Origin of the sequence: Afipia birgiae 34632 (assembly GCF_000308295.2) — a bacterium.
GTDB classification, from domain to species: Bacteria; Pseudomonadota; Alphaproteobacteria; order Rhizobiales; family Xanthobacteraceae; genus Afipia; species Afipia birgiae.
The window spans coordinates 2,390,345-2,404,672 of the sequence record NZ_HG326652.1; the positions used below are offsets into that span (position 1 = coordinate 2,390,345).

At 60.9% G+C, this 14,328-nt stretch carries 11 protein-coding genes and 2 pseudogenes; 1 reads left to right on the plus strand and 12 read right to left on the minus strand.

Going from position 1 to position 14,328, the window contains the following annotated elements; translation table 11 throughout:
* Positions 1-8 precede the first annotated feature (8 nt).
* The 4 genes from BN32_RS11250 to BN32_RS11265 all read right to left on the minus strand — a co-directional run bounded on the left by BN32_RS11250 (position 9) and on the right by BN32_RS11265 (position 6,148).
* Positions 9-1,088 carry an ABC transporter ATP-binding protein gene (locus tag BN32_RS11250; protein WP_019198293.1) on the minus strand — a complete coding sequence of 360 codons (1,080 nt, stop codon included), beginning with the start codon at positions 1,086-1,088 and terminating at the stop codon, positions 9-11.
* Entirely contained in the window at positions 1,085-2,629 is a 1,545-nt protein-coding gene (gene glpD, locus BN32_RS11255; RefSeq protein ID WP_019198294.1) for a glycerol-3-phosphate dehydrogenase, read from the minus strand. The genes BN32_RS11250 and glpD overlap by 4 nt, the downstream gene beginning before the upstream one ends.
* A 248-nt stretch (positions 2,630-2,877) precedes the next feature.
* A complete protein-coding gene (locus BN32_RS11260) occupies positions 2,878-3,669 on the minus strand; it encodes a DeoR/GlpR family DNA-binding transcription regulator (RefSeq protein ID WP_019198295.1) in 792 nt (263 codons plus the stop codon).
* 118 nt (positions 3,670-3,787) lie between these two features.
* Complete coding sequence (locus tag BN32_RS11265) at positions 3,788-6,148, minus strand: transketolase (protein ID WP_019198296.1); 2,361 nt, start codon at positions 6,146-6,148, stop codon at positions 3,788-3,790.
* A 135-nt stretch (positions 6,149-6,283) separates the two neighbouring features.
* Here BN32_RS11265 and BN32_RS11270 point away from each other — a divergent pair, with 135 nt between their 5' ends.
* Positions 6,284-6,745, plus strand: coding sequence for an Lrp/AsnC family transcriptional regulator (locus tag BN32_RS11270; RefSeq protein WP_019198298.1), 462 nt, complete (start codon positions 6,284-6,286; stop codon positions 6,743-6,745).
* A gap of 3 nt (positions 6,746-6,748) precedes the next feature.
* On the opposite strand, the gene BN32_RS11275 is transcribed toward BN32_RS11270, so the two are convergent.
* The 8 genes and pseudogenes from BN32_RS11275 to BN32_RS11305 all read right to left on the minus strand — a co-directional run bounded on the left by BN32_RS11275 (position 6,749) and on the right by BN32_RS11305 (position 14,236).
* Complete coding sequence (locus tag BN32_RS11275; RefSeq protein WP_019198299.1) at positions 6,749-6,940, minus strand: hypothetical protein; 192 nt, start codon at positions 6,938-6,940, stop codon at positions 6,749-6,751.
* Positions 6,937-8,103 (minus strand): PepSY-associated TM helix domain-containing protein, encoded by a 1,167-nt coding sequence (locus BN32_RS11280; RefSeq protein WP_040425653.1) that lies wholly within the window; start codon positions 8,101-8,103, stop codon positions 6,937-6,939. Before BN32_RS11280 ends, BN32_RS11275 begins: the two co-directional genes overlap by 4 nt.
* A gap of 11 nt (positions 8,104-8,114) precedes the next feature.
* On the minus strand, positions 8,115-9,017 hold the full coding sequence (locus BN32_RS11285) for a TonB-dependent siderophore receptor (RefSeq protein ID WP_019198301.1): 903 nt from the start codon (positions 9,015-9,017) through the stop codon (positions 8,115-8,117).
* Positions 9,018-9,110: 93 nt separating this feature from the next.
* Positions 9,111-9,879: pseudogene (gene istB, locus BN32_RS11290) on the minus strand (IS21-like element IS1631 family helper ATPase IstB).
* A pseudogene (istA, locus tag BN32_RS11295) lies at positions 9,857-11,639 on the minus strand (IS21 family transposase). Before istA ends, istB begins: the two co-directional pseudogenes overlap by 23 nt.
* Positions 11,640-11,705: 66 nt before the next feature.
* The gene (locus BN32_RS11300) at positions 11,706-13,001 is read right to left on the minus strand and encodes a TonB-dependent siderophore receptor (protein WP_244438129.1); all 1,296 of its coding nucleotides are present in this window, start codon (positions 12,999-13,001) and stop codon (positions 11,706-11,708) included.
* Positions 13,002-13,317: 316 nt separating this feature from the next.
* Positions 13,318-13,605 (minus strand): helix-turn-helix transcriptional regulator, encoded by a 288-nt coding sequence (locus BN32_RS27700; protein ID WP_244438130.1) that lies wholly within the window; start codon positions 13,603-13,605, stop codon positions 13,318-13,320.
* A 28-nt stretch (positions 13,606-13,633) separates the two neighbouring features.
* Complete coding sequence (locus tag BN32_RS11305) at positions 13,634-14,236, minus strand: hypothetical protein (RefSeq protein ID WP_244438131.1); 603 nt, start codon at positions 14,234-14,236, stop codon at positions 13,634-13,636.
* Between the last annotated feature and the right edge of the window lie 92 nt (positions 14,237-14,328).

A 14,328-nucleotide genomic window follows, 5' to 3' on the forward strand; every position in this document is an offset into this window, starting at 1 on the left:
ACTAGTCCTCACATTGCCGTCGGCGCGGCAACGAGCCGGCCGGCTTGATCGAAAATAAAAAGATCGTTCGGGTCGAGCATCGCATCGAGATCCTGCCCCGGCAGGAATTCGTGAATACCCGGAAGCACCGCGACCCAGTTGTAGCCCTCGCGCTTGAGATGCACGAAGCTTTCCGAACCGGTGATCTCGGTAACGCTGACGGTGGTAACGAACGCATGCCGGCCGGGAGATGCACCGGCGACGTTGAGCTGGTGTGCACGAAACCCAACCTTGTAGGTGCCGTCACTGAGGCCTTCATAAAGACCAGCCACCGGGGCGCGCTCGCCGCCAGAATAGATGATCGATCCATTCCTCTTCTCGATGCCGACAGTGTTCAGCGGCGGATCGGAAAACACCTCCGCCACTTCCACCGTGTCGGGACGCCGATAGACCTGCGGGGTCGCGCCGACCTGCAGCGCCTGTCCCTCGCCCATGCAGACCGTGCGGCCGCCGAGCAGCAACGCTTCGGAGGGTTCGGTTGTGGCATAGACAAAGATCGCGCCGGACTCTTCAAAAATGCGCGGCAGCTCTGTGCGCAATTCCTCGCGCAATTTGTAATCGAGATTGGCGAGCGGCTCGTCGAGCAGCACAAGGTCCGCGCCCTTGACCAGCGCCCGCGCGATTGCGGTGCGTTGCTGCTGGCCGCCTGACAACTGCAACGGCGTGCGATTGAGATAAGGCTCCAGCTTGAGCAGTTTCGCCGCGTCCCGCACGCGGGTTTCGATCTCGTCGCGCGCCACACCCTGCACCCGCAGCGGCGACGCTATATTCTCGTAAACCGACAGCGTCGGATAGTTGATAAACTGCTGATAGACCATCGCCACAGAGCGCTTGCGCACATCGAAGCCGGTGACGTCCTTGCCATCGGCAAGGATGCGGCCGGCGGTCGGCTTGTCGAGCCCGGCCAGCAGCCGCATGATCGAGGTCTTGCCTGACAATGTCGGCCCGAGCAGCACGCTCAAGGTGCCGCGCTCAAGCGTCAGCGTCACATCTCGAATCCAGGGAACGCCGTTAACCTCGCGCGAAACCTGATCGAGGGTGACGCTCATCCGCGGCCTCCGGCTTCCCTCAGCGGTGTGTTGAGACCGCTGCGATGCTTGGCGATCCAGTCGTCGAGCGCCTTCACCTCATCAGCGGAGAGACGCAGGCCCAGCTTGGACCGTCGCCAGACAATGTCCTCGGCGGTACGCGCGAATTCGTGCGCGATCAGGTAGCGGACTTCACGTTCCGTCAGCGTGTCGCCAAACACTTGTCCGAGGTCCGCAGCGGATGATGCCTTGTCGAGAACCTTGCTGGCCCGCGTACCATAGGCGTGCGCAAGGCGAAGCGCGAGAGCACGCGACAGGAACGAATTGTCGCGGACCAATTCATCCGCCAGTGCCGGGATCGCGGACACGTCGAGATCGCCACCGGGCAACGGCGTGGTGCCGGTCCAGCCCGCGGGCTTTGCTTTTCCGGGAAGATATTGCTCCAGCCGCTCCAGCGCCTCTTCGGACAAGCGGCGGTAGGTCGTGATCTTGCCGCCGAAGATCGACAGCAGCGGCAGCCCGCCCGGCGCATCGTATTCGAACACGTAATCCCGAGTGGCCGCCTTGGCCTCGCTGGCGCCGTCGTCATAGAGCGGACGCACGCCGGCATAGGCCCACACCACGTCTTCGGGCTTCACGGATTTGGCAAGATAGTCATTCACCGACTGGCACAGATAGGCGATTTCCTCCGCCGAGGCCTTGACCTTGGATGGATCACCGTCGTAATCGCGATCGGTGGTTCCGATCAGCGTAAAATCGTTTTGAAACGGAATGACGAAGACCACGCGACCGTCGGCGTTCTGGAATGTGTAGGCGCGATCGTGGTCGTAAAGCCGCGGCACCACGATGTGCGAGCCCTGAACCAGACGGACTTTGGACTTGGCATTAACTCCGGCGCCCCGGTTCAACACATCCTCGACCCATGGACCGCCCGCGTTGACCAGCGCCCGCGCCTGGATGCTGCTTTTCGCACCGGTGACAGTGTCCTCCAGCAGAACCTGCCAGCAATCGCCCTGCCGCCTCGCCTCGACGGCACGCGTCCGCGTGCGGATCACCGCACCGCGATCCGCCGCATCGCGCGCGTTGAGGACCACAAGGCGCGCGTCGTCGACGAAGCAGTCCGAGTACTCGAAACCCTTGGTGAAGCGGCCGGGGACCAGCGGTTGGCCGACCGGATCACGGCTCAGGTCAACCGTGCGCGTGGCAGGGAGCAGGCGCCGCCCGCCGAGATAGTCGTACATGAAAAGACCGAGCCGCAGCAGCCAGGCCGGACGCAGCCCGGCATGATGCGGCAGCACGAAGCGCAGCGGACGAATGATGTGGGGGGCGATCTGCCAGAGCACTTCCCGCTCCAGCAGCGCCTCGCGAACGAGACGGAACTCGTAATATTCGAGATAGCGCAGACCGCCATGGATCAGCTTGCTCGACCAGGACGAGGTGCCGCTGGCGAGATCGTTCATTTCGCAAAGGAAGACGGAATTCCCGCGGCCCACGGCATCGCGGGCAATGCCGCAGCCGTTGATCCCTCCACCAATAATTGCGAGGTCGAAAACCTGTCCCACCGCGTCTCCCGGGCGCTCGCTATTTTCACTTATAGCGATTTCGCTTTCGATTATGATTAAATCACAACGATAAACGAAAGCAAGCGGCGTGATGAATTCGCGAGCACCCGCCCTAGCCATGCGCAAAAAAAGACGTAATATCAATATATTATAGTGGTGATAGCGAGCGCGGCTGGTTTTGGCGCCACCGCTCAACGTGATCAACCTGAAAGTCTGCCGCGCGTCATTCCCCTCGCGGGAAGCGGCCGTCAGGCCACGTCGGCTGGCTTGTCAGGCATCGCGGCGATCACCTCGATACCGCGGCTGTTGCAAATGGCCTGAAGCCTGGCCGGGAGCGGCAGATCGGTCACGAACGTATGGATCTGGCTCAGATGCGCGATCCGCACCGGCGCGTTGCGGCTGAGCTTGGTGCTGTCGGCCACCAGCATCACGCTGCGCGCGTTGGCGATGATGGCCTGCGCGGCCTGCACCTCGCGATAATCAAAGTCGAGCAAAGCGCCCTCCTCATCGATCGCGGATGCGCCGACGATGGCGTAATCGACCTTGAACTGCGTGATCAGGTTGTTCGCAGTCGATCCGATCACTGCTCCGTCCGCACGCCGGACCGTACCGCCAGCCACGATGACCTCGATCCGGGGATGCCGATACAGCAGCATCGCCACGTTCAGATTGTTGGTGATGACCAGCAGATCTTCATGCGTCGCCGTCAGCGCGCTCGCAACTTCTTCCGTCGTAGTGCCGATATTGATGAACAGCGAGCACCCGTTGGGAATTTGCGCCGCCGCCGCAATGCCGATGGCTTTCTTTTCTTCCGCCGCGACGAACCGGCGGGCTTCGTAAGCGAGGTTTTCCACGCCCGACGCGATGATCGCGCCGCCATGAACCCGCGTCATCGAGCGGCGGTCGCACAGGTCGTTCAGGTCCTTGCGGATGGTCTGCGCCGACACTTCAAAGCGCCGCGCCAGATCCTCCACCGTGACCCGCCCGGAGGCGCGCGCGATGTTCAGAATGTCGGACTGGCGGTTGGAAAGCTCGGTCATTCAGCACCTTATCCCGTAGGAGCCAATGGTGCTGCTGTTGCCGCGTCCGGTCAACTCGGCATTTCACCGGACGGGCACCGGAAGTTGCGCGTGGTTAAAGCGCCCGGACGCGCCGCGGTTACATCGTCATCTTGCGATGCCTGATCGGCGCGCCGAAGGTCAGGCTCGCTGCGGCATCAATGATGGTGTTGGCGTCCAGACCATAGTGGCCATAGAGATCATTGATGGTGCCGGTCTGGCCGAATTTCTCGACGCCGAGCGCCTCGACGCGATGGCCGTGAACACTGCCGAGCCACGCCAGTGTCGCCGGATGTCCGTCGATCACCGTGATGAGCCCGCAGTCACGCGGCAGCGGCGCAAGCAGCCGCTCGATATGACTCGGTTCGCGCGGCCCGCCGCTGCGGCGAAGCTTGCGCGACGCCGTCCAGCCGGCGTGAAGCCGATCCGCCGAAGTCACCGCCAGCAGACCGATATCCCGGCGCGACTCGCCGAGCAGCCCCGTCGCCTCGATAGCTTCCGGCGCAACAGCACCAGTATAAGCGATCACGAGCTCGGCGTTCGGCCCGGGCTTGCGCAGCCAGTACGCGCCCGCCGCGATGTCGCTTTCAAGCTCGAGCGTCATCGTACGCTGCGGCTGGTCCAGCGTACGCGTCGACAGCCGCAAGTAAACCGAACCGCCGTCGTCGTCGCGCTGCATGTGATCGAAACCCCAGCGCATGATCACCGCCAGTTCGTCGACGAATGCGGGCTCGAAGGACGAAAGTCCGTCCTGCGCCATGCCGATCAAGGGCGTTGCGATCGACTGGTGCGCGCCGCCTTCGGGCGCCAGCGTGATCCCCGATGGCGTCGCCGCCACCATGAAGCGCGCATCTTGATAACAGGCGTAATTCAATGCATCGAGGCCGCGCTCGATGAACGGATCGTACAGCGTACCCACCGGGAGCAGCCGCTCGCCGTTAATGGAGTGCGACAGGCCGAGCGCGGAAAGCATGATAAAGAGATTCATCTCCGCGATGCCAAGCTCCATGTGCTGGCCTTTCGGCGAATAATCCCACGCAAAGGTCGACGGAATCTTCTCCTTGCGGAACAGATCAGTGTTCTCCGCCATGGCAAAGAGGCCACGCCGGTTCACCCACGGGCCGAGATTGGTGGAGACCGTCACATCGGGCGACGTGGTGACGATGCGCTCGGCCAGTTTGATATTGCTGCGGGCGAGTTCGTTCAGCACCAGTCCGAATCCCTGCTGCGTCGCCATGCGCGGCGTCAGCGTCACGCCGAGCTTTGCCGGCACCTCAATCTTCGGCGCATCAAGCCGCCGCGCGCCGTCACGCGCAAACGTCACGTCCTTCAGGAATTTTTCGATGCGCGCGTGATCGAGCGGCAAGCCTTCCAGCCGATCCCATTCGTGACCGGGACGGATGTTCTGCGCCGCGCGAAAGGTTTCCATCTGCGCCACAGTCATCAGCCCGGCGTGATTGTCCTTGTGGCCCTGGAACGGAAGTCCGACGCCCTTGATCGTATAGGCGATGAAGCACACCGGCCGATCATGGTCGATCGCCTCGAAGGCCTCCAGCATGCTCGCCATGTCGTGGCCGCCGAGATTCGACATCAGCGCCAGCAGTTCGTCGTCGGTGCGCTTTTCGATCAGGCGCGTCACTGCCCCCTGATCGCCAATATCATCGAGCAGATGCTTGCGGAACGCAGCACCACCCTGAAAGCACAGCGCCGCATACATCTGGTTCGGGCAGCCATCGATCCACTTCCGCAGCGCCTCACCGCCCGGCTCGGCAAACGCAGCCTGCATCAGCTTGCCGTATTTCACGATCACCACATCCCAGCCGAAATTGCGGAACATGATCTCGAGCTTCTCCCACAGCCCTTCGTGAATCACCGCGTCGAGACTCTGGCGATTGTAGTCGATCACCCACCAGGTGTTACGCAGGCCCTGCTTCCAGCCTTCCAGCAGCGCCTCGAAGATGTTGCCCTCGTCGAGTTCAGCGTCACCTACCAACGCGATCATGCGGCCTTCGGGCCGATCCTTCATCCAGCCGTGCGACTTCACATAATCCTGCACCAGCGACGAGAACAGCGTCTGCGCCACACCGAGACCCACCGAGCCGGTGGAGAAATCCACGTCGTCGATGTCCTTGGTCCGCGAGGGATAGGACTGCGCGCCCTTGAAGCCGCGAAAATTCTCCAGCTTCTCGCGGGTCTGCTGCCCGAGCAGATACTGGATCGCATGAAACACCGGACTGGCGTGCGGCTTCACCGCGACGCGATCCTCCGGCTTGAGCACGCCAAAATACAGCGCCGACATGATCGTCGCCAGCGAAGCGCTTGAGGCCTGATGGCCTCCGACCTTCAGCCCGTAGGAATCCGGCCGGACATGGTTGGCGTGGTGGATGGTCCACGACGATAGCCACAGCACCTTCTTGGTGAGGGCCGACAGGATTTCCAGACGCGAGGGATCGATGGGCATGATGGTCACCAGGATTTGGGTTCGCGCCCAGATGCTAGTCCCTCCTGCGCCACAAAAATCTCAAATCATATCGACCGGCGCCAGATTATTGGGATATGATACTATTCGCATGAACATTTATGAGATTTCATTCCAATGACAAATCTCGACGCGATCGATCGCAAAATCCTGACGATTCTTCAGGCCGACAGCCGCGTCACCATGCAGGACCTCGCGGATCAGGTCGGCCTGTCGGTATCGCCCTGCCACCGCCGCGTGAAACTGCTCGAGGAGCGCGGTGTAATCTCGCGTTACATCGCCATGGTCGATCAGAAATCCGTCGGACTTCCGGTCAGCGTCTTCATTTCGATCAAGCTGGAACGGCAGAAGGAAGAGGACCTCGACCGCTTCGCCAAGGCGATCTCGAAATGGAAAGAGGTGCTGGAATGCTACCTGATGACCGGCAACCGCGACTATCTGCTGCGCGTGGTCACAGCCGACCTCCCGTCCTATGAAAATTTCATCAAGACCAAGCTGACGCGCCTCGACGGCATCGCCTCGATCGAGTCGAGTTTTGCGCTCAGTCAGGTGAAGTACACTATCGCGCTGCCGGTGTGACGTTCAGCTGCGCTTGAGAAAGAAGTATCCGCACAGCAGGATCGGAATCGCCAGCGTCGCCCAGGACACGCCATCCCACACCCCGTCCCCGACCAGCGCGGAGACAAGACCGACGATGCTGAGCACGCCGAGCACCATCGGTATCGCGAAAATCTGACCGTTGGTCTGACGGCGTAGCTGCGATTTGTACTTCATGACGTATAGGCCGGGCGATGGTCTGAAGCCGAGGCATCGATAACGACGCGCTCGATACTGACACCGGACTGACGCCGGCGCAGCCAGAGGTAAAGGCCGGTGATCAGCACGGCGATGGTGATGATATCGAGAATCGCCCAGATGATTTTCAGCGGCATGCCGCCATAGTCGCCGAAGTGCAGCGGCTGCGAGATCAGCAGCGTCGCGACGTACCATGGCAGGTTCCGGCTGTCGGTCAGCCCACCGGTTTCCGCATCGATCAAGGCCGGCTTGAGCAGCTTCGCCGTCAACGGCGTGTTGCCGCGCATGAAGACAGCGTAGTGGCTCTTGCTGCTGAAGATCGTGCCGGGAAACGCCACAAAGGCCGGCCTCATGTTCGGCTCAGCCTTGATCGCGACCTGCACGGCCGCATCGATGGATGACGGATTGGCCGGCAGCGGCTTGTCCTTGTATTGCGCGGTCATTTCCGCGAGCTGTCCGAACTGCCAGACCTTGATGACAAGTTCAGCCCAGGTATTGATGACACCGGTGAATCCTACCACCAGCATCCACATCACCAGCACGATGCCGGTAACATTGTGGATGTCCAGCCAGCGGACCACGCGCAGCCGGTCGCGGCGATAGGTGCCGAACTTCAGCTTTCGCATCGACGGCGCATAGACGACGATGCCGGAAATGATCGCGACACAAAACAGGATACCCATCAGCCCGAGAAACAGTTTTCCCGGAAGACCGGCGAACATGTCGGTGTGCAGCTTGAGCATGATGTAGGTGAAACGTCCGGTGACATCCGGCGCATCGAGATAGGCGGCGGTGTGAGCGTCCACGCGGACGATGCGGTTGTCGACAGGGTTGGCCTCCAGCGTTTTGCCGATGCTCACCATCAAAGCATTGGCATCATCCGGGTCCCAGATCAGGAAATGCGGCACCATTCCCGGATCTTTTGACAGACTGTTCTTCACAATCAGATCCAGATTGGCACGCGGAGTTCCTTCCGGCACCGGCGCCGCCTGCACTTCCTCGTGCAACAGGTGATCGATCTCGTGATGGAAGATCAGCGGCAAGCCGGTGATGCAGAGCATCAGCATGAATACGGTGCAGATGATGCTGGACCATTTGTGAGTCCAACCCCATCGGCGCAATGATTTGCTACTGCCTGTCAATGTGATGCTCCTTAATTCAAGGAGTATTTCAGCGTTCCGAGGACAGTCCGCGCTGTTCCAAGGCCGCAATAAGCCAGACCGGTTAGGCACGATGCGACGTAGTAGCGGTTTGTCAGGTTCTTTGCTGTAACCTGCGCGCTCCAGCCTTTCAGATCCGGCCGTGTGTAGGCGAAGTCATAGCTCACGCTCGCATCGAACAGCGTGTAGTCCGGAAGAACAAACGTGTTGTAGAGATCGCCATAGCTCTCGCCGGCATAGCGGACGCCTGCACCGAGGCCGAGGCCCGCCAGCGGACCATCGAACCAGGTATATTTCGCCCATAGCGAGGCCTGATCGATCGGCACGCCGTTCACGTATTTTCCCTGAGCGCCGACAGCACTCGCGGTGATCTTGGCGTCCGTATGCGTATAGCCCGCGATGATTTCGAGTTCGCGCGTGATGTTGCCGCGCGCTTCCAGCTCGACACCGCGTGAACGAACCGCATCGGTCTGCACGCTGAAGAGGAAATCAACGGGATCAGATGTCAGGACGTCGTTCTGCTTGATGTCGAAATAGGCCGCGGTGAGCATCAGATTGGTGCCAACAGGCTGAAACTTCACCCCCGCCTCCCAGCCCTCACCAGTCGTCGGCTTGAACGCCTGTCCGTTCCGGCTCGCATTGGCATTCGGGACAAAGGATGTCGAGTAGTTGGCGTAAGGCGACAGGCCGAAGTCGAACAGATAGTTCAGACCCACGCGGCCGGTTGTCGCTGCATCGCTACGGCGATAAGTGCCTGGCTTCGGATAGAATGCGAGGCTCTCCAGCTCAGTATTCACGAAATCCTGCCGGCCGGTTAGCGACAGCGTCCATCGATCTAGCTTGATCTGATCCTGCGCATACAAGCCGATCTGATCAATCTTGTTGTTCAACAGCATGAAGGGAGACAGCGAACTCCGCGGGTCACTTCAAATTCCTCCGGGTGTGGTCAGTCAAATTCCTCCACCCCGCGAGGCAGGACATGATGATTGTTAGTTTGACATTGTTTCCCGGGCAAGGGCTTCAGCGGCCTCTTTGAGCCGATAGCTTCGTCCATCGAACTCGAGCAGATGGCAATAATGCATCAGGCGATCGAGGATCGTCGTGCTCATGGTGTTGTCCCCCAGGTATGTTCCCCAATCCTGCACGACGCGATTGGAGGTGACGATGACGCTGCGGCGCAGTTTGTAGCGCTGATGGATCAGGGTCTGCAGCAAAGGCGCCGGCGTCGTCAGGGATGGCGCGGGCGAGGAACAGATCGTCCAGCACGAGGAGATCGCAGTCGATGATGGTTCGCAGCCGGACCTCGCGTTGCGCCGGGGAGTTCAGGACGTAGCGGTGGAAGAAGTCGTCGGTCTCAAGATACTGGACCTTGTGGCTTTGCAGGATCGCCTGATAGGCAATCGCCTTGGCGATGTGGGACTTCCCGGTGCCAGGTTTGCCGACGAGCAGCGCGTTCTCGCCGGCGGCGATGAACGCCAGGGTGTGGAGCTGGAAGCAGGTTTGGCGCGGCAATTTGGGATTGAAGGACCAGTCGAACTCGGCGAGCGTGAGCTTTTCGTCGAGCCCGGATTGCCGGTATCGTCGCTCGATAAGGCGGGACTGACGACGGTCCAGTTCGTCCTGCAGGATCAGGGAGAAGGTCTCGAGGAAGGGCTGGTTGGCGCCCTGCGCCTGCAGCACACGCGTCTGCAGCGTGTCGCGAACGCCCGACAGGCGCAGCTGTCGCAGGCAACGTTCAATTTCCGGCATGGTCATCATGTGGTTTGGTCTCCAGTTTGAGGTGAGAAGCCGCGGGAGCGCTCGTGGCGCCGGAGCTGGTCGGGGTTGCGCAGGCGCCACGAGCGCGGGTTGCAGGGGCGCGGTCGTCGTGAGCCTCGGCCTGCCGGCCATTGGCGCCGGCATCGTGCCGCGCGGCACGGCTGAAGAGATCGCCGTATTCGGCTGGAGCGCGGATCAGCGGATGATCCTGGGTGAGCGGCGATGCCGGCTGTGGCGTCGCTCCAACCTGCGCGATCGCCTGTTCGAACAACCGCTCGACGGTCGCACGCACGTGCTTGTAACGGTAGATGCGGTTGCCGATGGCGTGCGCGCAGGCCTGCTCGACCAGCCGTGCCGGATACTTCCGGCTCAGCCCGACAATGCCCCACATCGCGCGCTGTCCGGGGCGCCCCTCGGTGTCGAACACTTGCTGGCAGAGCGCCCTGGTCTGCGGACCGATGCGCTCGGCGCTCGCCAGCAGCACCGCGGTTTGCCGCGACGGATTGAACGGCCGTTCGCTGGTCGGCAGGACGACCGAACCGGGATGCGCCATCCGGGGATGAACACGCAGCAGCGCATGGGTGTGGCGATCGCGGATCTCGATCGTCGAGGCGTAGATCCGCACCACGACCTGGCTGCCGATGGGCGCAGGCCGCGCGGCGTAATAGCTGCTATCAACACGCACGGTGGTATCGTCGCAGACGGTCCGAACGACCTCGGTGAAGATGCGGAAGGCAGCCACTGGCAACGGCCGCAGGTGGGGCTTCTCCTCCTGGAACATCGCCTCGACCTGACGCCGCGTGCTGCCGTGGATTCGCTTGGAGGCCCAATTCTCCTCCCAGTGCCTCAAGAACTCGTTCTGGGCTTCCAGTGTCTCGAAGCGCCGTCCGGCCAGCGCGGTGCCCTGGGTATGTTGAATCGCGCTCTCGACGCATCCTTTCCGATTGGGATCGGCCACCCGCGCGGGATCGGCGACCACGGCGTAATGAGCCAGCATCGCGCTGTAAATCGGGTTGAGCTCGGGCTCGTACAAATCCGGCTTGAGGACGCCTTCCTTCAGGTTGTCGAGCACGACATAGCTGGGGACCCCGCCAAAAATACCGGAACGCCTCTTCGTGGAGCTGCGCCCAGACTTGCTGGCTGGATTGCCACACCACCCGCCGGAAGCTGCGCCGCGAGTAGCGCAGCGTCATCACGAACAGGCGGGGACGGCGGTACCGGCCGCTCCTGGGATCAATCGTCAGAGCGCCCTCGCCATAGTCGACCTGGGCCTCCTCGCCGGGGAGGAACTCAAGTCGATCAAACTGCTCGGGATCGCTGTGTCGCAACGTGCGCACAAACCGCTTGACGCTCTGGTAGCTGGACGGAAAGCCAAATTGATCGACCAGGTCCTGGTAAATCGCCTGCGCATTCCGCTTCAGGCGGACCTGTTCTTCGATCCACGTCCGATGCGGTTCGCAAGCCGAACGGGCCAGGCTGCCGGCGGCCGTCGCTCCCGATGCCCCAGAAGCCGGTGGTCGGGGTGGAGGAATTTGGCCGTCCGCGCTCACCGGGCCGGTGGTCACTTCCCCGGGGGAATTTGCCTCCGTACCAGCCCGCAGCGCCCGGTAACGCCGGATCGTCTTGCGGTCGACCCCCGTCAGCCTGTGGATCTCGCGCTGGCTGGCGTTGCGATCGAGTAACGTAAATACCGTGCTTTGCAGGTGTGGCTTCAAGACGTTCAACTCCCCGGCCCCTTGCTGGTTAAAGGGACCGAAAATAAACGTCCTGCCTGATCGGCTACCGCTGTTCAGCGGCGCTGACCGCGATTATCGAGTGGGGGAGTTTCAAGTGACCATACCCGGGGGATTTTGACCGACCCACGGGGAACTCGCCGGCTGAACCGCACCCGCTCCATAGACAGGGTTGTAGGCATTTATCGGCGTTATAAAAGTATTTCTGTAATCTGAACTTCCCGTCTGGTGCAGATAATCCATGCCCACGAGAACTTTGTGCGTCAGCGCGCCTGTTCGGAAATCCGCCTGTAGCTGATTGTCCAGCGTCAGGTTTTGCGCCTTTGAGTTGATGTAGTTATAGCTGCGGCTCACCAGCGAGTTGCTGCCCGGGACCATTCCCTCCGAGCGTACGCTCTGTAAATTGTTGGTCACTTCCATGTAACGCAGGTTCTGCCGGAACTGCAGATTGTTGTCGAAGCGATGCTCGAATGCATAGCCGATGGCAACTTGCTCAAGTTTGTAGCCGTCGAGGCCGGGCTCCCCGATATAGCGGCTGTAAGGTACGTGCCCGTTCGGATTCGGCAGGAACGACACCTGTCCGGGCACGTACTGCTGGTACCCCTTGTTGTCGATCTTCTGATAGTGCGAGAGGATCGTGAAGCTTGTGTCCGTCGTCGGCCGCCATGTGAAACTTGGTGCGATGAAGACCTTATTGTCCTGCACGAAATCGGTCTGCGTATCGCTCTGGCGGGCGAGACCCACCACGCGGTAAAGAAACTCGCCATTCTTGTCGATCGGACCGCCGATATCGAACGCACCCTGGATGCGATTGAACGAGCCGAATGTGCCTTCAACTTCGTAGTGCGGCGTCGCGGTCGGCCGCTTGCTGATCATATTGATGAAGCCACCGGGATCGGTCTGCCCATAAAGGCCGGAAGACGGGCCTTTCAACACCTCCAGCCGTTCCAGACCGTAGGTTTCGATCTTCGGCATCGCGAACGAGAGGCCGTCCTTGGGCAGCCGCAAACCATCCAGATACTGCGGGGCATCGAATCCCCGCACCTTGAAACCGTCGAAGAAGGCGTTGGCGCCGTAGCCCTGAATCGAAACACCCGGTGTATACTGAAGCGCGTCCTGAACTGTTTGCGCGCCCTGATCCTTGATCTGGTCTTTCGTCACGACCGAGATGGACTGCGGTGTTACCAGCAACGGAGTGTCAGTCTTCGTCGCCGTCACGCTTTGCCGGGCGGAGTAGCCCACAACCGGACCGGTACCACTTTCGCCGACCTGAGCCGGAATCGGCTGAACCGGAGCAGGAGCCGGCGCGACGCGCGACGCGCGGCGCGGCCGTGCACGCTGGCCTGCGACCCTGACTTCTGGAAGAGTCGTTGCCGATTGCTTCTCCAACGGCGGCTCCGAAGATTGCGCGAACGAAGGCGTTGCCTGACAGACACCTCCCAGAATCGCGACACCAAGCGCGCTTCTCATCGTCACGCGCAAAACATCTTCCGAAAACTGCCGCCCCATCTCAACTTCCCCATCTTGCCAGGCTTTTCAGCCCCCATTGATGGAGAAAGCAGATTTGCGCGACCGATGCCTTTGCGTGCGCGCAAAAACCCTTTGATGTTATGTTGACCTTCTCAAAGGTAGCCGCATTGCTTTGCCCGTGCGGCATTTAGGACGCAGTACGCATAACGCCGCGCGCGGCGATTGAAGATTTCGTTCAGGACAAACTGCGGCAAAGACTTGGAACCAAGCCGAAGTGCTTCCGGAACGCGGTTGCGAAATTCGCCGGGTTGGTATAGCCGACGAGATCGGCAGCTTCAGTCACCGTCATGTTCTGATACACCAGCGCCTCGCGCGCGATCTCAAGCCGTCTGGTTCTTAGATAATCGATGGCGCTGATACCGTAAGCTGCGCGAAAACGCAGGTTGAACGACCGGCTGCTGGTTCCGGCGCGGCGCGCGAGTTCTGCGATGCTCCACGGATAGCGCAAGTCAGCGTCAATCATGTCTTTCGCGCCCTGAAGACGCGCCCGCTTATGATCGACGGGATTGCTTCAGTTCGACGTTGTGACGCAACGCGAACATTCCTCTCGCCAAAATCTCGGTCGCTTGCGCGCTCATCAGCAATTTTCCGGCTGGTCCATCGAGTGCCGGTGACAGGATTTCCGCTGCAATGGCCTGAATTCGCGGCGGGGCCTGTACCGAGAAAACAAGAACAGGCCGCTCTGTGGTCCTGAACAGATCGACAAACTCCTGCTCCAGTCCCAACGCCGTGATCGAGGCGCGGGGAAAACCAATACCGACGGCTCGGATTGGGCCGCGGGGCGCTTCGCCGCTGCACGGCGTTGGCTCACGTATTGCCATCCCCAGCAAGAGGTTCTCGGAATAGCGAACCTTCTCAAGACCGTCGTTGGTGAAACTCTCGCCAGTGCCCTCCAGCACGATGGTCATATAGAGACCGGGCTTCATGGTTCCGTGGGTGCGAAGATCGGCGGGCAAGTGAAAATTACCCGGCTGAAGAACGCAGCCGGGATTATCCAGCCAGATCATGCTTTGGGAAAAGGTGTCTTCGACCGGTCGATTCTCGCTATCGAGAATCCGGTAGTCGTCGACGATCAGATCGAAGAGACTTGTCATTCGGCAAACTGTTCGAGCTTGCCACTATGACGGCCTCCCCCCGCATCCTCAACGGGTTACAGGCGTATTTTGAGCTATTAGAATTTAGAGCT